Raw genomic sequence first — 22,434 nt, forward strand, 5'->3', positions numbered from 1 at the left:
TTAAATGAGGTCCGTAGTTTAAAAAAATCACATTTATTTTCGGCTCGGTTCCGCCCGCTCGAGCGTCTTCGGATTAATTGTCGAGGTTGTCGTGCAAACGGGGGCGGCGATCTAACGTAACCGGATGACGGCGCCAGGCTTAGGCGTTATTGGCCAATTTCCGGTGTCGATGTTGCGCCGCACTCGGCAAACCGGGATATTTGCCGCGTACTTCCACGCGAAGCACGGCGGGACTTCGCCCAGCCGGGTGTGCGCGCGAACGTCAAAACGATCCGAATCTTCCCTACGACATGATGACCCGGACATACCTCGATCCGATTCGACTGGCGATCGCCGAGACGTTGCTAGAGATGGAACGGTCGTTATGTTTATCGGCCGATATCGCTTCGGTTCGGAACGACGACGCGCGGACGGCGTTTCAAGCCGGGTTCGAATGGATGGACCGATTCGTCATGAAATCTCATCCTCAGCTCGGGCGAAAGGGCGCGGTATGTCCATTCGTGCAGCCGGTGCATGAGGACAAGCGTTTGTATTTCTGCTCGATGGATTGCCGGAACATTGGTTTCGAGACTTTTCTGGAAGCGATGATGCAGGTGCCGGCGCTCTACGGCCGGATCGCCGAGCAGGTGGAGACGCGTCGCGACTTGTTATCGCTTTGCATTTTTCCGGTGAATCTGCCGGCTAGTGCGTACTACAAGTTCATCGATTGCGCGCATTCGATCCTGAAGCCGATCTACATGGTGGCCGGATTGATGATCGGCGAATTTCACCCCGCGAGTACCGCGACGGGGGCTCACTCAAACGCGATTCGCCCGCTGCGCGCCGATGTTCCGTTCTTCGCCATCCGCTCGATCGCGGTCCATGACCATTTGTTCATCGATCGCGATCCGGCCGCGGCCGGGCATCGGATCCATGAAATCGAATGCTATCTACGCTGGACGGGCGCCTCATTGTCGCCCGACGACGCAGCTCGCTATAAGGCCCGCGTCGAGGAACTCAAGAGCCAGTTGATCTGCGAGGAGGGGCGTGCACTCGCCACGGTTTGATCGCGGCGGCCGTTCGGCGTCACACGACGACGCCGAGGCACAAGGTCGATCCGGTCACCTACATCAGGTGGCGCCAGGAAACGAAGTTTGGCCGCGAGATACGAACCGAGAGCGCGCCGTCGTGGCCGATTGGGACGAAGTCGCTGCGAGTGCGCCCGACAATCACGACAACGACGCCTACGCTTCGGACAAATTTTCCAGTGAGGAAATGGTGGACGCTAGACTGATGCCGCTCAGCAATGCAAATTCACGATCTGACCGGAGGAGTTATGTATCTGGGCAAGACTGATACGCTGCCGGCGACTCCAAGGGGGCAGCATTTAACTCAGGATAAGCCGCAAGGTTTTCACGAAGTCATCGCCGGTGGTGGGAGCGGCTGCCGTATCGGCGTCGTGATCAGCGACGATTGCTCGTCGAGCGACGTGGCGAAAGTCTTGGCGAAGACATGCGAGCACTTCGGCGGCGAGCCGGGCAAGGCACGCAAACGCGGCGAGATGAGCATTACGATCATTGCCGGCCGTAGCGGTTTCGTCCTGCGCGAGAACGCACGTCTGCCGGTATGGTGCGAGGCGATTTGCGACGTCAACCCGCTCGATTTCAATTACTTCGTCGTACCCAAATCCGGCAGTGGAGCGCCTGAGCCGCGGCCGGAAATCGTTGCATGGTTGGCGCGCGCCGGCGCCGCCGTGAAGCTAATCGAGCTACCCCTCGATGCGGGCCATGTCGCGACGACACGGGAGCCTGTATGGGGCGCAGCGGAGACGACACCCGTACATGCCGGTGCGCAAACGACCGCGGAGGTTGCCGAGGACCGCTCCGAGCGGGACGGCGCACACGCCGAGAGGCTCGCGGAAACGCCGGCCGACGCATCGCCGGCCGGTGTATTGGTCGACCAGCCCTCGGCCAGCGAACGAATCAGGGCCACGGTGGAGTGGCTCGGCGAGCATTACGGCAGCCGCATTTCGATATCGGCGATGGCGGAGCGCGCCCTGATGAGCGAGCGAAACTTTTTGCGCCGGTTCCGTGCGGAGATGGGTCATACGCCGCATGAGTATCTGTCGAAGGTTCGTCTCGAGAATGCGCGCAAGCTCTTGATCACCACCGCGCTTCCCGTCGATAAGATCGCGCGTCACTGCGGGCTTTTCAACGGGGACCATCTGCGCAAGCACTTCGTGAAGCAATTCGGCATGAGTCCCGTCGAATACCGGTCGTCCCGTTTCAACGCCTTGCATGCGTTGGCGAGTACGGATTCGACCCGGTAGCCATTCGCGATTCATCGATTTTTAGCGGACGAATCGAATCCGCGCTTCGGCGCGCCGACCGAGCGTGGCATTCGCTCGCCTTCGGCGCGTCCGCACAACTGGCGAACAAACGATGAAAGGCGTCGAAAAATTCGGTGCGTTGGATATCTATGTCTTGCAAGGCGACACCGATCTGGTGAGCCGTGTGAGCCGTTGCTTCAATCGCGTCGACGTGAACGTCATCCCGATCGACGATTTGACGGTCGCCCCGGCCGCGACAGCGGCGCGGGCCGCTGTCGCCGTCATCGCCATGAGCGCCGTCGGCAGTTCGGCGGCCACGCTCGCGCAATGCCAGCGTGCGAGCGTCATGCCTGTGATCTGGGTCGGTGAGCTGGACGCATCGGGCGAGCGCGCGCCGCGCGCCGATCTGCATGTGCTGCCGTCGGCATTCACCTGCGCGGCGTTGGGCGGCACGATCGCCAAACTGACCGCCCGGGCGCATGCGCACGAATCGGACACCCCGAGGGCAAGCCCGTTCATCGCCCACTCCGAATGCATGCGTGCATTGCTGCATGAGGTCGACATGTTCGCCGATTGCGATACGAACGTATTGATTCGCGGTGAAACGGGTGTCGGTAAGGAGCGCGTCGCCAAGCTGTTGCATACGAAGCATTCGCGTCGCAGCCAAGGCGCTTTCGTTGCGGTCAATTGCGGTGCCATTCCCGACGGCCTGTTCGAATCGCACTTTTTCGGCCACGCGAAAGGCGCGTTCACGGGTGCTGTCAGCGCGCATGAAGGCTACTTCGAGCGTGCGGATCGAGGAACGCTTTTTCTCGACGAGATCGGCGATCTGCCGTTGCATCAGCAAGTCAAGCTTTTGCGCGTGCTGGAGGACGGCGCCGTGACCAGAGTCGGCTCGGCCGTGCCGATGTGCGTGAATCTGCGCGTGCTGGCGGCGACCAACAAGGATTTGCCTCGCCTAGTCGCGGCGGGCATGTTTCGCGCCGATCTCTACTATCGGCTGGCGGTCATCGAAATGTACGTGCCGTCGCTTCAGGAACGCGGGAGCGGCGAAAAGATCGGCATCTTCAGGTCTGTGATCGGCTCGTTGTTCGGCGAGGAGTTGCTCGCAACGCTGCCCGACTTGCCGTCCTGGCTGACCGATGCCGTCGCGAACATGCGCTTTCCCGGCAACGTCCGGGAGCTGCGCAACCTGGCCGAGCGCATCGGCGTGACCGTGAAGCAGATGCGCGCTTGGGATCCGCAGCGTCTGCAAGCGCTGCTCGCGCAGGTGCAAAAGACCCAAGCGGCGCTGTGGCTGGGCTCGCCCGAGCACCCGCGGTGGGATATGGCCGATCGAACCCGCGTGCTCGACGCGCTCGCGACCAATGGATGGCGGCGTCAAGATACGGCGCAATACCTTGGCATCAGCCGGAAAGTGCTCTGGGAAAAAATGCGCAAATACCATATCTCCGACACGGAGCGGGTGAGGGCATAGGCGCGGCTGCATTAGCCATTCGGACGGCTATCGACTCGAACGCCATGCGCGCGAGAATCGTCTGTCGGCTCATCTCTTTCGTGTGCTTCACGATCTATGGCCGGCACGATGAACCCAACGCGGCAAGGATCGATTGAGCGATGAAATACGAGATGAAAACGGTTGTCGGCGCACGCCCCGCGGGGGTGGATCTGCGCGGTTCGATGCGTGCGAGAGTGCGCCGGGGGCTCGCGCCCAGCATGGCTCCGCGGCCCTGGTGGGCCGGCCGCCGGCATGCCGTGCACGGGCGCTGCGGGCGCCTTCGGTTGCCCCTTTTGCAATCATTGATTAAACTGCAATCAATGATTAATGGAGGGCCTGGCCATGGCGAGTATGACAATCCGCAATATCGACGAGCAGCTCAAGTCCCGCTTGCGAGTGCAAGCGGCGCACCATGGGCGATCGATGGAAGACGAGGCGCGGGACATTTTGCGTGCCGCGCTGTCGACGCAGGACGATGCCGCGCGGCAAAGCTTGATCGACTCCATCCGCTCCCGCATTTCACCGCTTGGCGGTGTCGATCTGAGCTTGCCGGCTCGGGAGACGATTCCGGAGCGCGTGGATTTCGGCGCATGATCGTCCTCGATACCAACGTCCTCTCGGAAACGTTGAGGTCGGCGCCGGATCCGCGCGTGATCGAATGGTTTCGTGCTCAGCGGCGTGCTGCACTCTTCACGACGACCATCACGCGTGCGGAGATTCTGTACGGCCTTGGGTTATTGGCCGACGGTCCGCGCAAACAAGCGTTGTCGGCGGCCGTCCAGGCGATTTTCGAAGAGGATTTCGCGGGCCGGCTTCTGACGTTCGATAGCGATGCAGCCGATCTTTATGCCACCATCGCCGTCTCGCGCCGAAGCGCGGGAAAACAGATCAGCCAATTCGATGCGATGATCGCGGCGGTAGCGCGATCCACGGGCGCGACGCTGGCAACACGGAACGTCAAAGATTTTGTCGATTGCGGTATTGCCGTCATCGATCCATGGGCGGCGTGAAGGCCGAGCGCCAAGGTGCAATCGGAGCGAACCGGGCCGCGATCCAATCGATGAAGGCCCGTGTTTTAGCGGGTAGCAGGCGGTTCGAAGGCACGACGGTATAGATGGCCCCGTCGTCGTGCGGCAGCCATTCGCCAAGAACGGGCACCAGTGTCCCGGTTGCCAACTCTCGGCCAACGAGCCAGTCCGTACTCAGCATAATTCCCAACCCCTGCTCGGCCGCGTGCACGAGCGCCTGGGCGTCGTCCGACACGAGCGGCCCGTCCGCTCGGACCGTGACGCGCTCGTCTTGCGCGTTCACGAACGTCCAGTTCGGGTGCGAAGCCAAGCCGCTGAAAGCCAGGCAGGGCAGGCGTTCCAAATCTTCGGGGCGGCTCGGCGCGCCGTGGCGTGCGAGGAAAGCCGGCGCGGCGCACAAAAGCCGCCGGCGCGGTGTGATGCGCCGCGCTACAAGTCGCGAATCCGCCAGCTCCGCCAAGCGCACGGCCGCGTCGAAGCCCTCGGCTACAAGATCGACGAATTGATTGGAGTAGGACGCGTCGATGCGCACCTGCGGATGCGCGGCCATGAACTCGGGGAGATAAGGCGCGATCCACATTCGCCCGAACGTGCCGGGTAGTGCCAATCTGAGCGTGCCGCGCGCTTCTCCGCGGCCATACGTCGATGCTTCCTCTCGTGCATCCGCCAGGGCGCCGGCGATCGCCTGCGCTCTGACGAGAAAGCCGGCACCGGCTTCGGTCAATGCGACGTGGCGCGTGGTGCGGGTGAACAGCCGCACACCCAAACGCTGCTCGAGCGACTGCACTCGGCGCGATAGCACGGTCGCGTCGCGGCCAAGCACGGCGGCTGCCTTGGTGAAGGAGCCTTGCTGGGCGACCGCCGCGAATGCCGCAATCTCGGCGATTTCATTTCCGTCCGGCCATTGATGCATGAGGTGCATGAGTGTCGTGTGATTGGCATAGTTTATACCGCTTGAATGCATGAGTAAGCTTCGGAACATACCAACTGAGGAGTACAGCCATGCAAGCCATCGAACTTTCCGCCCCTTCTCTTGACGCCCTGCGGACCGTGACGTTGCCGCAACCTCATCCGGGTCCGGGCGAGGTGCTGGTGCGCATGCGCGCGGCGAGCCTGAATTTCATCGATCTCGCCGTAGCAACGGGGCGCTACAAGGTGCCGCGTTTCCCGATCGTGCCGGTTGCGGACGGGGCGGGCGAGGTTGCTGAGATCGGCGCGGGGGTGACCGAATTCGCGATCGGCGATCGTGTCATCCCGCATTCGAAGCCCCTTTGGGTGGGAGGACCCGCGCGGGCAGCGGTCAGCGGGGCCACGCGCGGTGTCGTGCTGCCCGGCTCATTGGCCGAGTACGTGGTCTTGCCCGCGAGTGCGCTCGTTTCCACGCCCGCGCATTTGAGCGAGACGGCGGCGGCAACGCTGCCGATTGCGGCGACCACCGCTTGGCGCGGTTTGCGCACGGCGAACGTTCGTCCCGGTTCCGTCGTCGCATTGATCGGTACGGGCGGCGTCAGCGTATTCGCGCTTCAGCTGGCGAAGGCGGCCGGCGCGACCGTCATCATCACTTCTTCGTCCGACGAGAAGCTCGAACGCGCGAAGGCGCTCGGCGCCGATCATGTGATCAATTACCGGCGCACGCCCGCATGGGACGACGCCGTAGTCGAACTGACGAACGGCGAGGGGGCCGATTTGATCGTCGAGACGGGCGGCACGCAAACCTTCGGTCGTTCAGTGAATGCGGCAGCGGTTGGCGGCACGGTGTTCGTGATCGGTTTCGTAACGGGGACGAGCGCACCCGCCGACCTCATGACGATCATGACCAAGGCGTTGAATGTGCAAGGCAACAACACGGGACCCGTGTCCGACTTGCGCGATGTTGCGCGGGCTATCTCCGCGAGCAAGATCGTGCCGATCGTAGACACGACTTTCGGCATCGGCGATGTTCCCCAAGCCTATGACTATCTGGCGCAAGGCGGACAACATTTCGGGAAGATCGCGATCGCGCATTAATGCGGCTGACGTTGCTGCCGGGCGTAGTGGCTGCGAATGGCGTCTTGCAGCAAATCGGCCAGGACATGAGCGTCGTCGCTGCAACGGCTCGCGCGATGCAAAACGATCTCGACCGGGCCAAGCGGCGGCGCGCCGGTGAACATGGATAGGCGCTCGGGTACGCCGAGCATCGTGCGCACCGTCACGCCGAGGCCCGCTTGCATCCCGCACCAAAGGCTCGCGAGGCTCGGCGTCGTCATCGTCAAACGCCAGGCGATGCCGGCGCGGGACAGCGCATCGATCGCCATGTCGCGGAACAAGCACGGGCCGTCGAACACGGTGAGCGGCACGCTGGAGGCCGCGTCGGTTCGCGCCAACCTCGGCGCGCAGCCCAGCCACACGGCCGGCACCGTTGCGATGCGTTCGGCGCCTGGCGGACAAACGGCGGCGAAGGCAACGGCGACGTCGAGTTTGCCGCTGGCGACATCGGCAGCGAGTTCGAAGTTTCGTCCCGCCTTGATCTCCAATTGCACATATGGCCGCGATGCGGCGTAACGGATCAATAGCGCCTGAAGGATGACGTCGGCGAAATCTTGAGGGATACCCAAACGAATCGCCGCGCGCGTATCGGATGCGCCAAGGGCGTTGCCGAGCTCGTCGTTCAACGCAAGGACGCGACGAGCGTATCGGAGCAAAACGGTGCCGGCGTCGGTTAGCGCGAGCCCGCGTCCGCGCCGCTTGAAGAGCGGCTGGCCGGCCTGCGCTTCGAGCTTTCGCAGTTGCATGCTGATCGCAGACGGCGAGCGGTGCAGACGCGTCGCCGCATGCGAGAACCCACCCAGTTCCACCCCGACGACCATGGTGCGCAGCGCATCCATGTCGAAGTTAAGCGGCTGTCCCATTTCCGTTTTCCTGAAGTGGCGGTTTCGAATTTTTCGATTTTCAGAACATTAGCAGATCCCTAGCATAGGCAAACCGCGATTCGAAAATCGCGAATTGAAACCGCAAAAGGGACGATGAAATGAATCAGTCGAACACGCCGATCGGCTTTATCGGGCTAGGCGCAATGGGCGAGCCGATGGCGCTTAATCTTCGAGCGGCGGGGATCGAGCTGATGGTCTGGAATCGCTCTGCCCCCAAGCGCGCCCGTCTCGCGCAGGCGGGCGCGCGCGTGGCCGACGATTGCGCTCAGGTCTTCGAAGTGTGCGCGACCGTGTTGTTGATGCTTGCTCACGCCGAGGCGATCGATCTCGTGCTTGCTCGCGGCGAACCTCAGTTCCTGCACAGAGTGCGGGGGCGCACGATCGTGCATATGGGGACGACGTCGCCGGCCTATTCGAGAGGGCTCGAACAAGCCATTCGTGCGGCGGGCGGCCGCTACGTCGAGGCGCCGGTATCGGGGTCGCGCAAACCGGCCGAGGACGCTCAGCTTGTCGCGATGCTGGCCGGAGAGCGGGAAGCGGCCGAAGCGGTGCGTCCGCTGTTCGCGGCGATGTGCAAGCGCGCGGAGTATTGCGGCGAAGTGCCTGCGGCGCTGACGATGAAACTCGCCGTGAATATCTTTTTGATCACGATGGTAACGGGGCTCGCGGAGGCCATGCATTTCGCCCGCGAGCAAGGCCTGGACCTTGCTCAATTCGTCGCAATCGTCGACGCCGGGCCGATGGCGAGCGACGTATCGCGCGTGAAAGCGGCGAAGCTGCTCAATGCCGATTTCACGGAACAAGCCAGCATCGAGAACGTGCTCGACAACAATCGGCTCATCGCCGCCGCCGCGCGGGCCGCCAACATCGCCTCGCCGCTGCTCGACGTCTGTCATGACCTTTATCGCAATACGCGTGCGTTGGGGCTGGGCGCACAGGATATGGTCGCTGTCGTGAAGGCAATCGAGGCGAGAACCCGCGGCGCGGGCGCGTCGGTTGCGCGGCGCTAGGTGGGTGCGCGGGGCGTCCATGCGGCGAAAGGACGCGTGCCCGGTCGTCGTCGGCCCGAATCCGAGCGATTGACGTGGGGGCGATCCGCGCGGCGTTCGGCCTAAAGAGGGGCCTTGAGCAGTGGACGATGGCGCTGAGCCGGTATATAAGAGTCGAACGAGCCTAGCTCACCAAGAACAGACCGATAGGAATGCCACTATGACGCCCGACCCGAACCGGCCGCAGGAAGATTCGAAAACCCCCGATCTGGCCCATCTCAACGATGCGCTCAATCACGTCGATACGTTGCTCTCGTCGGGCAACATCGCCGTCAGCGCCGCCAAAGGAATTCTTTACAGCCTCATCGAGACGCTAGGCGCGTTGGTGGGCGACCCCGACCTGCCGGAACATAGCCGCGCGGGATATGAAGGGTTGCTCGAGACGGCGCGCGAGTTGCGGTCGAAAGTGGGTAAGTGACCGGTCGCGAGCGAGCGGGGCGGCCGCCGGGCCGGCTTCGCGCATTACGCGCGAACCCACGGCCCAGTAAGGCGCGGCGGCCTTCAAGGAGCCGCGCCGAGCGGTCCCGAGCGCTCGCTCCACCAAACCGGGCTCGACTCCCTGCTAAAATGCGCTCGCCGCAATGTAGTGGATCGCAGATGAAATTGCTTGATGCCTTGGTCGAACAGCGCATTGCCGCCGCCGCCGCGCGTGGCGAGTTCGACGACTTGCCGGGTGCAGGGGCGCCGCAGGAACTAGACGACGACTTGCTCGTGCCCGAGGAAGTTCGCGTTGCCAATCGCATACTGAAAAACGCCGGTTTCGTGCCGCCCGCGGTCGAGCAGTTGCGCTCGCTGCGGCACTTGAGAGACGAACTCGATGCGGCGGGTGACAACGCCACGCGTTGCCGCCTTCAAGCCAAGCTGCTCGCGCTAGATATGGCGCTCGAATCGCTTCGCGGGGAGCCCACCGTGGTTCCGCGCGAATATTGCAGGCGGATTGCCGAACGTCTCTCGGAGCGCGTCTTGGCCGGCGAAGAGGACGCGGCAGGCGCCCATCTGGCGGGACTGTCGTGAGTCGACCGCTCGCACCGGCTCTCTCGCCACCCCACGCCCATAATCTCGATGGGGTGACGAGCGCGGAGCCGGAATCGGCCGTGGTCGTCTCCGAGCGCGACCGGCGTTTCATGGCGATGGCCCTGAACGCCGCCGAGTCGGCTCGCGCGGCGGGCGAGGTGCCCGTGGGCGCAGTACTCGTGCGCGGCGACGACGTCATCGCCACCGGCTTCAATCATCCGATCGGCGGGCACGACCCATCGGCCCATGCCGAGATGGCCGCGCTGCGTGCAGCCGCCCAATCGCTACAGAATTACCGGCTCCCCGGTTGCGAGCTCTACGTGACGCTCGAGCCTTGCCTCATGTGCGCAGGCGCCATCATGCATGCGCGGATCGCGCGCGTCGTATTCGGCGCGCACGACCCGAAGACGGGCGCGTGCGGCAGCGTCGTCGATGCGTTCGCCAATCGTCAGCTCAATCACCATACCGAAGTCGCGGGCGGCGTGCTGGCCACGGAATGCGGCGACGCGTTGAAGTCGTTCTTCGCGCATCGGCGCGAGGCGATTCGCGCCGAACGTGCCGCAGCGGCGGCACGCGCGCAAGCCTGCATGCCGGAACAGCCGGTCTGATGTCGGTCACCGCTCAAGGCGGGGAAATCATCGTTTAAAATGCGGCCCATGACCCGTGCCCGCACCATCGAAATCGTCGCTCCTTCCGGCTATCCGCCCGACGTCTCCGCTTTCGAACGCGCGATCGCGCGATTGCGGGCCGACGGTCACCAAGTGCTCGGCGACGAGCTTGCGCAGCGACGTCATCTGCGCTTCGGGGGCACCGACGCACAGCGTGCCGATGATCTCAATCGGTTAGCCGATCCCGCCCATCCGTTGCCCGACATCGTTCTCGCCGTGCGTGGCGGCTACGGTGCGGTACGTCTCCTCGATCTGCTCGACTACGCGGGGCTAGAGCGCCGGCTGGCCGGCGCGCCGGTTGCGATCTGCGGTCACAGCGACTTCACGGCGATCCAATTGGCGCTGTTCGCGCGCGCCGGCATCGTGACGTTCGGCGCTCCTATGTTAGCCGGCAATTTCGGCGCCGAGGCGCTAAGCGCTTTCACGACCGAACATTTCTGGCGCGCCCTGCAATCCCCGGAATTCACGGTGCGCGAAACGTCCCCTCAGACCGAGCGATTCGAGGCGGAAGGGACGCTCTGGGGCGGCAATCTCGCCATGATCGCCGCGCTCGTCGGCACGCCGTATATGCCGCGCATCGAGGGCGGCATTTTTTTCATCGAAGACATCAACGAGCACCCGTACCGTGTCGAGCGCATGCTTTATCAACTGCACCTGGCTGGCATCCTCGGCCGCCAGCAGGCGCTCGTGCTTGGCGATTTCACGGGCGGCAAGCTATCGCCGTACGACAACGGCTACGACTTTTCGGCGATGCTCGACCAAGTCCGTGCATTCAGCGGGCTGCCGATCGTCGATGGTCTGCGTTTCGGCCACGGCGCCGACCTCGTCACGCTGCCGTTTGGTGCAAAAGCGCGGCTGCAAGCCGGGCACGACGGCTTCTCCCTTACGGTGACGGGACACCCCACGCTGCGCTGAACATCCGTCTTCGATGCTTTAGTTCGACGCGGTAGCGGCGTACCTCTTCAGATTGTTGACAATTTTTCCTCCGCTATCACGCGGAAAGGCAGTGCATGGCCCGACGTCCAATGCGCTCAGATGGGGCGTGCGTGCACCAAATAGCGGATTTGTCGGTCGATTCCGCGAACGGGCGATATGACGTTTGGCCAAATAAATTGTTGACAATCTTTATGTCGAATCTACTATACCCAACATGTCGAAGCCGAAATTGTCCGAGCCAGCCACGCCCACGGCCATCGCCGACCGTATCCGCGACGCGATCCTCGAGCATCGTCTCGAGCCCGGCGCGAAGCTGACCGAGGCGCAGTTGTGCGACGTGTTCGGCGTCAAGCGCGGCAGCGTGCGCCAGGCGCTATCGCTGCTGGCCAGCGAGCATCTAGTCGATTTGGAGCCGAACCGCGGCGCCTTCGTGGCAAGCCCGTCGCTCAAGCAGGTGCATGAGGTATTCGAAATGCGCCGCATCATCGAAAGCGCGGTCATCGAGCGCGTATGCCGCGATCGTGGCGGCGAGGGAGCAGGGCACTTGAAGGCCATCGCGAAAATGATCGAGCGGGAGCGTAGCGCGTTTGAGCAGCGCGACTTCCGCGCGTGGATTCGGCTGTCGGGTGAATTTCATACGTCGCTCGCGGCATTGACCGGCAACCAGGTGCTTTGCGATTGCTTGTCCGGTCTCGTGGCTCGCTCCACATTGATTTCGGCGCTTTACGAATCGCTCGGACGCAGCCCGTGCTCGTTCGACGAACATGCTCAGATCGTCGAGGCGGTCAGCGCCGGCGATTCGGATCGCGCGGCAAGGTTGATGGTGCGGCATTTGGAGACGGTCGAATTGAAGATGCTGGATCGGCCTGCGCGCGGCGCGGCCGACCTGCGCGAGGTGTTCGGCGCCTAACCGGCGCCCGCGCCGTTAAGGCGGCATCTCTCGAACGGTTTCATGTATTTGCTTAGGACAACTAAGCATCTCCCGAAGTGATGGCCGCAGAACGCGCCGACTGCGACCCGTCGTTCGAGGCGCCCAACCGCGTCGGCATGAGAGGTGCCGCGCGAGCCCGCTCTTGTCTTTCACCGGAGACGCTCATGCCTGACCTGACTGTTCCAACCGATGCCGGGCCCGTCGGCCCATCGGCCGTGCCCCTCGAGACGCGACAGCCCGCGGGCTATAGCGAGCGCTTATGCAATGCCGATCTTGCGCCGCTTCGCGATCAGCATTGGGGGAGCTACAACATCTTTGCGTTCTGGATGTCGGATGTGCACAGCGTGGGCGGCTACGTTTTCGCGGGCAGCCTATTCGCGCTCGGCCTGACGAGCTGGCAGGTGCTGATCGCGTTGCTCGTGGGCATCGGCATCGTCAATCTCTTCGCCAATCTGATCGCCAAATCGAGCCAGCGCAACGGGGTGCCGTATCCCGTCATTTGCCGAGCGACGTTCGGCGTGCTCGGCGCCAATATTCCGGCCGTCATTCGCGGCTTGATCGCGGTCGCGTGGTACGGGATTCAGACGTATCTCGCATCGAGCGCATTCGTCATCGTACTGCTCAAGTTCGCGCCTCAATTGATGCCGTACGCCGATCTCCATCAACATGGCTGGCTCGGTTTGTCGACGCTCGGTTGGGCCGGCTTCATGATGCTTTGGGTCTTGCAAGCGCTCGTGTTTTGGAACGGGATGGAGACGATCAAGAAGTTCATCGACTTCGCCGGCCCGGCCGTCTACGTCGTGATGTTCATCCTGGCCGGCTACATGGTGGCGCGCGCCGGTATCTCGAACATTCGGCTCAACCTCGGCACCGTGAAGTATCACGGTTGGGAAGCGCTGCCGGTCACGATCACGGCGATTTCGCTCGTCGTATCGTATTTCTCGGGGCCGATGCTGAACTTCGGCGACTTTTCCCGGTACTGCGAAAGCTATCGCAGCGTGAAGCGCGGGAATTTCTGGGGACTGCCTGTCAACTTTCTCGCGTTTTCGCTCGTCACGGTCGTCACGACGTCGGCCACGCTTCCGGTGTTCGGCGAGTTGATCACGGATCCGGTCGCGACCGTCGCTCGCATCGATCATCCGTTCGCGGTCGTGCTCGGCGCGCTAACGTTCATGATCGCAACGATCGGCATCAACATCGTCGCCAACTTCGTGTCCCCGGCATTCGATTTCTCGAACGTGGCGCCCAAGCACATCAGTTGGCGCGCCGGCGGCATGTTTGCTGCCGTCGCGTCGGTTTTCATCACGCCTTGGAATCTGTTCAACAACCCGGGCGTCATCCATTACACGCTCGATGTGCTCGGCTCGTTCATCGGGCCGCTCTACGGCGTGCTGATCGTGGATTACTTCTTCGTCAAACGTCAGGATGTGGTCTTGGACGACCTCTATTCGATGTCCGAATCGGGCGCCTATTGGTATCGCGGCGGCGTGAACCGGCGCGCCGTCTTCGCCGTCTTGGCGGCGGCCGTCATCGCGGTCCTGTGCGTGATGACGCCGGCTTTGGCCTCGCTCGCCAACTTCTCTTGGTTTATCGGCGTCGCGCTTGGTGCGACGTTCTACGCGTTCGCGGCACGTATGGCTCGCGATTGACGGGCAACGTTCAAGCATCGGAGGGCAGGGCGATGAAGATTAAGCTCATCAATCCCAACACGACCGCTCGAATGACCGAGACGATGGTCAGTTGCGCGCGGGCCGCGGCGGCAACGGGCACCGAGATTTTGGCGGCCACCTCGCGCATGGGGCCGCCGTCGATCGAAAGCTGGTATGACGAGTCGCTCGCGCTGCCGGGGCTGCTTGCCGAGGTAGCGGCCGGCGAGCGCGAGGGCGCCGACGGCTACGTGATCGCTTGTTTCGGCGATCCCGGGCTCTATGCCGCGCGTGAACTCGCGCGCGGTCCTGTGGTCGGCATCGCCGAAGCGGCGATGCACGCAGCGAGCGTCATTGCACCGAGCTTCGCCGTCGTGACGACGCTCGCGCGCACGACAGGGATGGCCTGGCACCTGGCGGAGCGTTACGGCATGAAGCGCTTTTGCCGCAACGTGCGGGCGACGGATCTCGCGGTGCTCGACCTCGATCGTCCGGGCAGCGCCGCGCGTCGTTTGATCGCGGACGAGTGCCGCCGTGCGCTAGACGATGACGGGGCCGAATCGATCGTGCTCGGATGCGCCGGAATGGCCGACCTCGCGCGAGCGATCGAAGACGAGATCGGCGCACCCGTCGTCGAAGGCGTCACCGCGGCGCTCAAGTGGGTGGAGGCGCTCGCGGGCCTCGGTTTGTCGACTGCTAAGCGGGGTGAGTACGCGCGCCCGCTTGCGAAACGCTACGACGGTCCGCTGGCCGATTTCAGCCCGCGCGACGCTTGACGCGCCCAGCCGGCCGGTCGTTCGCACGGCGACCCGGCCCGGCACGACATACGTCTGCGGTGACCCCCGTTATCGGCCTACCTGTATGGGCGCGCACCGGCCTTTTCTATACACTGATTCCACCGAATAAACCCATTGCGGCAGCCGCCTAAGTATCGCGGCGGCCGCGAGGATCGCCCACCAACGCTTGCCTCGAATCATTGCCATGACATCCGACTCCCGCTATCCGCGCGATCTGATCGGCTACGGCCGGCAGCCGGTCCAAGCCGATTGGCCGGGCCGCGCGCGCGTCGCCGTCCAGTTCGTTCTCAACTATGAAGAAGGCGGCGAAAACTGCGTTTTGCACGGCGATCCGGCATCGGAGCAGTTTCTCTCCGAGATCGTAGGCGCGGCGGCTTATCCGGCTCGGCACATGAGCATGGAATCGATCTACGAATATGGATCGCGAGCCGGCGTTTGGCGCATTTTGCGTGAATTCGAAAAGCGCGGTTTGCCGCTGACGGTATTCGGCGTCGGCATGGCCCTCGAGCGTCATCCCGAGGTGGCGCGCGCGTTCGTCGAGTTGGGTCATGAGATCGCTTGCCACGGGTGGCGCTGGATCCATTACCAAGACATGTCTCCCGAGCGGGAAGCCGAACATATGCGGCTCGGCATGGAAGCGATCGAGCGCGTGACGGGCGTACGGCCGCTTGGGTGGTATACGGGCCGGGATAGCCCGAATACGCGCAGACTCGTGGCCGAATACGGCGGTTTTCTGTACGACTCGGACTACTACGGCGACGACCTGCCGTTTTGGACGGACGTGACGGTATCGAGCGGCGAGGCGCAAGCGCAACTGATCGTGCCGTACACGCTCGATACGAACGATATGCGATTCGCGACGCCGCAGGGCTTCAACACGGCCGACCACTTCTTTACCTATCTGCGCGATGCCTTCGACGTGCTCTACGAAGAAGGGGACGAGGCGCCGAAGATGCTGTCGATCGGCATGCACTGCCGGTTGCTCGGGCGGCCCGGGCGTTTTCGCGCGTTGCAGCGGTTTTTAGATCACATCGAACGGCACGACCGCGTCTGGGTGACGCGCCGCGTCGATATCGCGCGCCATTGGCGCGACCGTCATCCTTATCAGCCACAAACGGACAGCTCACGCGCATGAAGCCGATGCAATACTCGCTTGAACAACTCAATTCGATGCCGCGCGATGCGTTCGAGGCGGCGCTATCGGGCATCTTCGAGCACTCGCCGTGGGTAGCCGAACAGGCGGCCGATGCGCGGCCGTTCGCGAGCGTCGATGCGCTCTATACGAAGATGCGCGAAATCGTGGCGCAATCGGGCGATACCCGTCAGCTCGCGCTCATCAACGCTCACCCGGAACTCGCGGGCAAGGCGGCGGTACGGGGCGAGTTGACGGCCGAATCGACGCGCGAGCAAAGCGGCGCCGGCCTCGCCGCCTGCACGCAAGAGCAATTCGACAAGCTGCACCGCTTGAATGCGGCCTATCGCGAGAAGTTCGGGTTTCCGTTCATTCTCGCCGTACGCGGCTACGACCGGGCCGGGATCATCGCCAATTTCGAATCGCGCGTGAACAACTCGCGCGACGAAGAATTGCGCACGAGCTTGGAGCAGATTTACCGCATCGCAAGGTTTCGCATAGACGATCTCGTGACGGCATGAAGCCCGAGAAGAAGCATGCGGCGCCGGCAATGACCGCTTGATGCGGCGATACGACGTTTGATTCGCAGTACGAACCGACAGATACGAAGGACGACAACAATGGCTCTCCCGATTCTCGACCCCAACGCTCCCGACTTCACACGCCGCTACGTCAACCTGGCCGATCCGCGCTTGGGGGCGCAGGCGCTCGAGGCGAGCGACGAATTCTTCGCGCCGAAGGAGCGCATGCTCAGTCCCGAGCCTGCCGTGTTCATTCCCGGTAAATACGACGATAACGGCAAATGGATGGACGGCTGGGAAACGCGTCGCAAGCGCACGACCGGCTACGACTGGTGCATCGTCAAACTGGCGCGCGCAGGCGTCATTAAAGGGCTCGATATCGATACGAGCCACTTCACCGGCAATTTCCCGCCCGCGGCGTCGGTCGAGGCCGCGTACGTGCCGGCCGGCGAGCAGCCGGGCGGCTCGACGCAATGGAAGGAAATCGTTCCGTCGATGACGTTGCAAGGCAATACGCATCACTATGTCGATGTCGCCGACGGCGAAGCCTATACGCACCTTCGTTTGAATCTGTACCCGGACGGCGGCGTGGCGCGGTTGCGCGTGTATGGGCAGCCGCAAGTCGATTGGACGAAGGCAAGCCGCGGCGCGCCCGTCGATTTGGCCGCGATGGAAAATGGGGCCTATATCGTCGCCGCCAACAATCAGCATTTCGGGGCCGCATCCAATTTGCTGATGCCGGGCCGGGGCGTGAACATGGGCGACGGCTGGGAAACGCGCCGTCGACGCGAGCCGGGCAACGACTGGACGATCATCGCACTGGCGCAGCCGGGCACGATTACGAAGATCGAAGTGGACACCGCATTCTTCAAGGGCAACTATCCTGACCGCTGCTCGATCCAAGCGGCCTACGTCAAGGGCGGAACCGATAGCTCGCTCGTCACGCAGGCGATGTTCTGGCCGGTCTTGCTCGGCGAACAGAAGCTGCAAATGGACAAGCAGCATTACTTCGAAGCCGAACTGGCGGCACTCGGCCCCGTGACTCACCTGCGTCTGAACATCATTCCGGACGGCGGCGTTTCACGCTTGCGCGCGTGGGGCGTGCTTGCATGAGCGGCGCACTGATGAAGGCACTGACGATCGAGCCCCTGACGCGCGAGGCGTTCGCGCCGTTCGGCGACGTCATCGAGCTCGACGGCGCGCGCCAAATCCCGATCAACCTCGGCACGACGATTCGTTACCACGATCTCGCCCGCGTCGATGTGGACGAGGCGGGCGGACGGCCGCTCATCAACCTGTTTCGCGGTCAACCGCGCACGCTGCCGTTCGAAGTGACGATGCTCGAGCGTCATCCGTTGGGCTCGCAGGCCTTCGTCCCGCTCACGGACAAACCGTATCTGGTTGTCGTGGCGCCGGCCGGCCAACTCGAGTTCGACGCGGTGCGCGCGTTCGTGACCTCGGGCTGGCAGGGCGTGAATTATACGAAAGGGGTCTGGCACCATCCGCTGATTGCGCTCGATGTCGTCAGCGATTTCATCGTGGTAGATCGGGGCGGGGAGGGGCACAACTGCGACGAGCAGGCGCTGCCCGAGTCGCTGTGGTTGACGCAGGATGCCTTAGCCGACGCGCTCCGATAGCCGCTTCAAGCCTTGCCGATTCGAACGCCCGTGTGAATTCCCACGGGCGTTTTTGCTTGTCGATTCGGGCGTAGCCCTTGCGGACGCACGATGTAGGAAAACGCTGACAAGTGCGCTGTCAGATATTACGCAAGGTTCAGCAGCGGCTGATTTGTTTCCGAGAGGCGCTCGCCGATACTTTCATCACAGGAAAACGCTTCGTACCAAGCAACACCGGACGGACGTTTCGGACCTCGAGCTACGGAGAGATCGCCATGAGCCGCTTCGCCAAAGACCTCATCGAACTTCAACGCCTTTGCCTTGGTGGTTCCGGTGCGTTGACCCAGCACCTGCTGCGCGAAATCGCCTGCAACTTGATCGCGGCGGGCGTCGCCGACGAGCGCGACGGCTGCTGATCGCTCGCCGACGCAAACGTTTCGCACAGAACGCATTCTTGGGCGACGAATACTGAAAGCGATCTACCCGGAATCGCCGCTTACCGCCCGATTTTTAAATTCGAATCACGATACCCAGGCAGAGATAGTCATGAACAACGGCTCAGAAAACCTCGAATCGATCCGCGAAATCAATCTGTCCTACCTTTCGCTGGCGCAGCGCCTGCTGCGCGCGGATCGTGCCGCCGGTATGCAACGGCTCGGACTGTCGACGGAAGTGGCGGACGTCATCGCCGATCTGTCGGGGCCGCAACTGCTGAAGCTGGCCGCCTGTAGTCAACTCGTTTGCTTTTTCCGGTTCAACGACCGCTCGATGCTCTCTACGCTGGCTGCGCCCGCCGTGCGCGCGCCTCACGTCCAAGAGCTGCTGGCGCAAGCTGCGTAACCGCCGGCGCGACGATCGGCGATCGAACGTCTCCCCGAATACGCGAAAGGGTAGCGCAGGCCCGCAAGCCGCCGCTACCCTTTCATTGAAGCCCCGCGAGTGACGATTCACGCCTCGCGGGGTTTTTCTTTTTTGCTTCTACCACCGCTATTACTGCTGCTTGCCCGAGTTGAACCAAGCCGCGATCTTTTCGCGCTCGTCGGGCGTCATCTTCGTGACGTTGCCGAGCGGCATCGCCTTGAGCACCACTGCCTGCTCATACAACCGCTGAGCGTTCGTCGAGATTTCTTGAGGCGTGTCGAATAGCACGCCGGCCGGTGCGCTGCCCATCAGCGTCGGATGCGCCGAGTGACAGGCGGCGCAGCGCTGTTGCAGGATCGGCTGGATATCGGCGAGCTTCACGACCGGTGCGTTGGCTGCTTGCGCTTGGGGCACGACCGGCTTGGGCAGCGTAACGGCAAGCGCGAGCGCCAGCAGGGCGACGCCGCCCGCGGGCAGGTACCACAGCACCTGGCCGCGATGGCGCATGACGAAGAACTGACGGATCAACGCGCCGGCCAGCATGATGACGACCAACACGGCCCAGTTATACGGATGCGTATAGGTCATCGCGTAGTGATTCGACAGCATCGCGAATACGACCGGCAGCGTGAAATAGGTGTTATGCACCGAACGCTGTTTGCCGCGCTTGCCGTAGATCGGGTTCGGCGCGTCGCCCTTGAGCATGGCGGCCACCATCTTGCGCTGCCCCGGAATGATCACGAAGAACACGTTGGCCGACATGATCGTCGCGAGCATGGCGCCCACGATCAGATAGGCCGCACGTCCCGCGAAGATATGGCAGGCAAGCCAGGCCGCGACGAGCACGTACAGACCGACGATGATCCCGAGCAGGCGATCGTTGTGACCGAGCACGCGACACAGCGAGTCGTAGACGATCCAGCCCGCGGCGAGGAAGCCCAATGCCGCGGCGACGGCGACGACAGGCCCCATTTGCAGCACATTGGGATCGATGAGGTACGTACTCGGCGAGAACAGGTAGAGCACGGTGAACAATCCGAAGCCGGACATCCACGTGGTGTACGACGGCCATTTCGACCAGTGCAGGTCCTCCGGCATCTGCGCCGGCGCGACCATGTACTTTTGCATGTTGTAAAATCCGCCGCCGTGGACGTGCCACAGCTCGCCGAACACGCCTCGCTCGAGGAGCACCGAATCCTTCGGTTTCTTCAAGCTGTTGTCGAGCGCGACGAAGTAAAACGATTCGCCGATCCATGCGATCGCGGCAACGACGTGCAGCCAGCGGATCGCGAGATTCAGCCAGTCGGTGATAAAGCCTTCCATGAAACGCCTCCGAACTCCTGATTGATCGTTGGTATAAGTTGGGTCAACTGCCGCGATAGGTGCTGTAAGCCCACGGCGAGACCAGGAGCGGCACGTGATAGTGCGCGGTGGCGTCGGCGATGCCGAAGCGCAGGACGACGCGGTCGACGAAACGCGGCTGCGGCACGTGTACCCCGGCCGCGGCGAAGTAGTCGCCCGCGTGAAACACGAGCTCGTATTCGCCGGCGCTCAACGCATCGCCTTCGAGCAGCGGTTGGTCGCACCGGCCGTCGTCATTCGTGAGCGTGCGCTTGATCAGGCTGCGGGCGTCGCCGTCGAGCTTGTACAGGTCGATCGCGATACCGGCGCCGGGACGGCCGTGCGCCGTGTCCAAAACGTGGGTAGTGAGCTTTCCCATTCGCAGTTTTCCTTGTGATGAACGCGAAAAGTGACGTGGGCAACCCGATCCAATACGCAAGCGGCGGATCGAGGCTCCACGTCACGTGGCTACATACCCGTCGGCGATTTGATGCGAGCGCCGTGCCGTCATTCTAAGAAGTAGACGAGCGCTCGCGCGCGCGCGATAGGAAAGATAAGGGCGGCCGCATGAGGCGATGCGGGCGACATGGCCGCGAAACCGGACGAATTCGACGATGTGGACGAAAGCACGCACCCAATATATCGAAACGGTGAAGGCGAGTATCGCTCCATCGTACATTGCCAGCGGTATTTTGGCTCCTGATCGTTATGGTCATCTCTCACCCAAACGCGAACGCGGTATAGACAATGACAAACGATGAGCCCTTGCACGCAACCGGTGCGGCGCGCCCCAAAACGATGCTCGTCAAGCACGCCGACGTGCTTGTCACCATGGACGGCGCACGCCGCGAATTGCGCGATGCGGGACTCTTCATCGAAGACAACCGCATCGTGGCCGTCGGCCCGACGAGCGAGTTGCCCAACGCGGCCGATCAAGTTCTCGATATGCGCGGGCATCTCGTCATGCCGGGGCTCGTCAATACGCACCATCACATGTATCAGAGCTTGACGCGAGCGGTGCCGGCCGCCCAAAACGCGGAGCTTTTCGGCTGGTTGACCAGTCTGTACCGGATCTGGGCCCACTTGACGCCCGAGATGATCGAGGTATCGACGTTGACCGCGATGGCCGAGTTGCTGCTGTCGGGCTGTACGACCTCCAGCGATCATCTTTATCTGTATCCGAACGGTAGCCGGCTCGACGACAGCATCGGCGCGGCGGCGCGCATCGGCATGCGCTTTCATGCGAGCCGCGGCAGCATGAGCGTCGGACAAAAGGACGGCGGATTACCGCCCGATTCGCTCGTCGAACGTGAAGACGAGATCCTCGCCGACACGCAACGATTGATCGAGACCTATCACGACGAAGGCCGCTACGCGATGTTGCGAATGGTGGTGGCGCCGTGTTCGCCGTTCTCGGTCAGCCGCGATCTGATGCGCGAATCGGCCACGCTGGCACGGCATTACGGCGTATCGATGCATACGCACCTCGCCGAGAACGTCAACGACGTGGCCTACAGCCGCGAGCGTTTCGGCATGACGCCCGCGCAGTACGCCGAGGATCTCGGCTGGGTCGGGGCGGACGTATGGCACGCGCACTGTGTCCAACTCGATGAGCCCGGCATATCGCTGTTCGCGCGCACGCGAACCGGCGTTGCGCACTGTCCTTGTTCGAATATGCGGCTCGCCTCGGGGATCGCCCCGATCCGGCGCATGCGCGATGCAGGCGTACCGGTCGGGCTCGGCGTCGATGGCTCCGCATCGAACGACGGTGCGCATCTCGTGGGCGAGGCTAGGCAGGCGATGCTGTTGCAACGCGTAGGGTTCGGCCCCGACGCGATGAGTGCGCGCGAGGCATTGGAGCTCGCCACGCTCGGCGGCGCCGCGGTGTTGGGCCGCGACGATATCGGCGCGCTCGCCCCCGGCATGGCGGCGGACTTCGTCGCGTTCGATCTGCGCCAGCCGAATTTCGCGGGTGCGCTGCACGACCCTGTGGCGGCACTTGTGTTCTGTGCGCCGTCGCAGGTGTCGCTGAGCGTGATCAACGGCAAGGTGGTCGTGCAAGACGGGCGTTTGGCCACGCTGGAGCTGTCGCCGCTGCTCGAGCGTCACAACGCGCTTGCCTTTTCGCTGGCGGAGGCGGCGCGCGCCGCGTAACGGCGGGTGCGCGACTGGCGGCTTG

General features: G+C 63.1%; 25 protein-coding genes. 20 read left to right on the top strand and 5 right to left on the bottom strand.

The window, feature by feature from the left end; all coding sequences use genetic code 11:
- Positions 1-290: 290 nt before the first annotated feature.
- The 5 genes from AB1286_RS00840 to AB1286_RS00860 all read left to right on the top strand — a co-directional run bounded on the left by AB1286_RS00840 (position 291) and on the right by AB1286_RS00860 (position 4,816).
- Positions 291-1,046, top strand: coding sequence for a DUF6875 domain-containing protein (locus AB1286_RS00840; protein WP_430361478.1), 756 nt, complete (start codon positions 291-293; stop codon positions 1,044-1,046).
- Between the two features lie 269 nt (positions 1,047-1,315).
- Positions 1,316-2,308: a helix-turn-helix domain-containing protein gene (locus AB1286_RS00845; RefSeq protein ID WP_430361479.1), complete on the top strand. Its 993-nt coding sequence runs from the start codon at positions 1,316-1,318 to the stop codon at positions 2,306-2,308.
- A gap of 112 nt (positions 2,309-2,420) precedes the next feature.
- Complete coding sequence (locus AB1286_RS00850) at positions 2,421-3,785, top strand: sigma 54-interacting transcriptional regulator (protein ID WP_430361480.1); 1,365 nt, start codon at positions 2,421-2,423, stop codon at positions 3,783-3,785.
- 363 nt (positions 3,786-4,148) lie between these two features.
- The gene (locus tag AB1286_RS00855) at positions 4,149-4,400 is read left to right on the top strand and encodes a FitA-like ribbon-helix-helix domain-containing protein (RefSeq protein WP_430361481.1); all 252 of its coding nucleotides are present in this window, start codon (positions 4,149-4,151) and stop codon (positions 4,398-4,400) included.
- A complete protein-coding gene (locus AB1286_RS00860; protein WP_430361482.1) occupies positions 4,397-4,816 on the top strand; it encodes a type II toxin-antitoxin system VapC family toxin in 420 nt (139 codons plus the stop codon). Before AB1286_RS00855 ends, AB1286_RS00860 begins: the two co-directional genes overlap by 4 nt.
- On the opposite strand, the gene AB1286_RS00865 is transcribed toward AB1286_RS00860, so the two are convergent.
- Positions 4,794-5,756, bottom strand: a complete 963-nt coding sequence (locus AB1286_RS00865) for a LysR substrate-binding domain-containing protein (RefSeq protein WP_430361483.1) — start codon at positions 5,754-5,756, stop codon at positions 4,794-4,796. The genes AB1286_RS00860 and AB1286_RS00865 overlap by 23 nt on opposite strands.
- 80 nt (positions 5,757-5,836) lie before the next feature.
- Here AB1286_RS00865 and AB1286_RS00870 point away from each other — a divergent pair, with 80 nt between their 5' ends.
- Positions 5,837-6,841, top strand: a complete 1,005-nt coding sequence (locus AB1286_RS00870; RefSeq protein WP_430361484.1) for a zinc-dependent alcohol dehydrogenase family protein — start codon at positions 5,837-5,839, stop codon at positions 6,839-6,841.
- On the opposite strand, the gene AB1286_RS00875 is transcribed toward AB1286_RS00870, so the two are convergent.
- Positions 6,838-7,722 (bottom strand): LysR family transcriptional regulator, encoded by an 885-nt coding sequence (locus AB1286_RS00875; protein ID WP_430361485.1) that lies wholly within the window; start codon positions 7,720-7,722, stop codon positions 6,838-6,840. The genes AB1286_RS00870 and AB1286_RS00875 overlap by 4 nt on opposite strands.
- A 119-nt stretch (positions 7,723-7,841) precedes the next feature.
- Between AB1286_RS00875 and AB1286_RS00880 the strand changes: the two genes are divergently transcribed.
- The 12 genes from AB1286_RS00880 to AB1286_RS00935 all read left to right on the top strand — a co-directional run bounded on the left by AB1286_RS00880 (position 7,842) and on the right by AB1286_RS00935 (position 18,074).
- The gene (locus tag AB1286_RS00880) at positions 7,842-8,753 is read left to right on the top strand and encodes an NAD(P)-dependent oxidoreductase (RefSeq protein ID WP_430361486.1); all 912 of its coding nucleotides are present in this window, start codon (positions 7,842-7,844) and stop codon (positions 8,751-8,753) included.
- A gap of 199 nt (positions 8,754-8,952) precedes the next feature.
- Positions 8,953-9,210, top strand: a complete 258-nt coding sequence (locus tag AB1286_RS00885; protein ID WP_430361487.1) for a hypothetical protein — start codon at positions 8,953-8,955, stop codon at positions 9,208-9,210.
- Positions 9,211-9,389: 179 nt separating this feature from the next.
- A complete protein-coding gene (locus AB1286_RS00890) occupies positions 9,390-9,806 on the top strand; it encodes a DUF1992 domain-containing protein (RefSeq protein WP_430361488.1) in 417 nt (138 codons plus the stop codon).
- A gap of 53 nt (positions 9,807-9,859) precedes the next feature.
- Positions 9,860-10,414, top strand: a complete 555-nt coding sequence (gene tadA / locus AB1286_RS00895) for a tRNA adenosine(34) deaminase TadA (protein ID WP_430364948.1) — start codon at positions 9,860-9,862, stop codon at positions 10,412-10,414.
- Between the two features lie 48 nt (positions 10,415-10,462).
- Complete coding sequence (gene ldcA, locus AB1286_RS00900; RefSeq protein ID WP_430361489.1) at positions 10,463-11,389, top strand: muramoyltetrapeptide carboxypeptidase; 927 nt, start codon at positions 10,463-10,465, stop codon at positions 11,387-11,389.
- A 235-nt stretch (positions 11,390-11,624) separates the two neighbouring features.
- A complete protein-coding gene (locus AB1286_RS00905; RefSeq protein ID WP_430361490.1) occupies positions 11,625-12,320 on the top strand; it encodes a GntR family transcriptional regulator in 696 nt (231 codons plus the stop codon).
- A 185-nt stretch (positions 12,321-12,505) separates the two neighbouring features.
- Positions 12,506-13,990: an NCS1 family nucleobase:cation symporter-1 gene (locus tag AB1286_RS00910; protein ID WP_430361491.1), complete on the top strand. Its 1,485-nt coding sequence runs from the start codon at positions 12,506-12,508 to the stop codon at positions 13,988-13,990.
- A gap of 32 nt (positions 13,991-14,022) precedes the next feature.
- Positions 14,023-14,763 carry an aspartate/glutamate racemase family protein gene (locus tag AB1286_RS00915; protein WP_430361492.1) on the top strand — a complete coding sequence of 247 codons (741 nt, stop codon included), beginning with the start codon at positions 14,023-14,025 and terminating at the stop codon, positions 14,761-14,763.
- Between the two features lie 205 nt (positions 14,764-14,968).
- Positions 14,969-15,919, top strand: coding sequence for an allantoinase PuuE (gene puuE, locus AB1286_RS00920; protein ID WP_430361493.1), 951 nt, complete (start codon positions 14,969-14,971; stop codon positions 15,917-15,919).
- Positions 15,916-16,437, top strand: a complete 522-nt coding sequence (gene uraD / locus AB1286_RS00925; RefSeq protein ID WP_430361494.1) for a 2-oxo-4-hydroxy-4-carboxy-5-ureidoimidazoline decarboxylase — start codon at positions 15,916-15,918, stop codon at positions 16,435-16,437. The genes puuE and uraD overlap by 4 nt, the downstream gene beginning before the upstream one ends.
- Before the next feature lie 99 nt (positions 16,438-16,536).
- Positions 16,537-17,550: an allantoicase gene (alc, locus tag AB1286_RS00930; RefSeq protein ID WP_430361495.1), complete on the top strand. Its 1,014-nt coding sequence runs from the start codon at positions 16,537-16,539 to the stop codon at positions 17,548-17,550.
- Positions 17,551-17,561: 11 nt separating this feature from the next.
- The gene (locus AB1286_RS00935; protein WP_430364949.1) at positions 17,562-18,074 is read left to right on the top strand and encodes an ureidoglycolate lyase; all 513 of its coding nucleotides are present in this window, start codon (positions 17,562-17,564) and stop codon (positions 18,072-18,074) included.
- Between the two features lie 125 nt (positions 18,075-18,199).
- Here the strand turns inward: AB1286_RS00935 and AB1286_RS00940 are convergent, their stop codons facing one another.
- Positions 18,200-18,496, bottom strand: coding sequence for a hypothetical protein (locus AB1286_RS00940; RefSeq protein WP_430365134.1), 297 nt, complete (start codon positions 18,494-18,496; stop codon positions 18,200-18,202).
- A gap of 103 nt (positions 18,497-18,599) precedes the next feature.
- On the opposite strand from AB1286_RS00940, the gene flhD reads away from it, so the two are divergent.
- Entirely contained in the window at positions 18,600-18,893 is a 294-nt protein-coding gene (gene flhD, locus AB1286_RS00945) for a flagellar transcriptional regulator FlhD (RefSeq protein WP_430361496.1), read from the top strand.
- A 150-nt stretch (positions 18,894-19,043) separates the two neighbouring features.
- Here the strand turns inward: flhD and AB1286_RS00950 are convergent, their stop codons facing one another.
- Together AB1286_RS00950 and uraH are read right to left on the bottom strand one after the other, a co-directional pair.
- Complete coding sequence (locus tag AB1286_RS00950; RefSeq protein ID WP_430361497.1) at positions 19,044-20,237, bottom strand: urate hydroxylase PuuD; 1,194 nt, start codon at positions 20,235-20,237, stop codon at positions 19,044-19,046.
- A 43-nt stretch (positions 20,238-20,280) separates the two neighbouring features.
- Positions 20,281-20,634, bottom strand: a complete 354-nt coding sequence (uraH, locus tag AB1286_RS00955; RefSeq protein ID WP_430361498.1) for a hydroxyisourate hydrolase — start codon at positions 20,632-20,634, stop codon at positions 20,281-20,283.
- A gap of 368 nt (positions 20,635-21,002) precedes the next feature.
- Between uraH and AB1286_RS00960 the strand changes: the two genes are divergently transcribed.
- Positions 21,003-22,409, top strand: coding sequence for an 8-oxoguanine deaminase (locus AB1286_RS00960; RefSeq protein WP_430361499.1), 1,407 nt, complete (start codon positions 21,003-21,005; stop codon positions 22,407-22,409).
- The last annotated feature ends 25 nt before the right edge of the window (positions 22,410-22,434 follow it).

This window comes from Trinickia sp. NRRL B-1857 (assembly GCF_050470685.1).
Taxonomy (GTDB): domain Bacteria; phylum Pseudomonadota; class Gammaproteobacteria; order Burkholderiales; family Burkholderiaceae; genus Trinickia.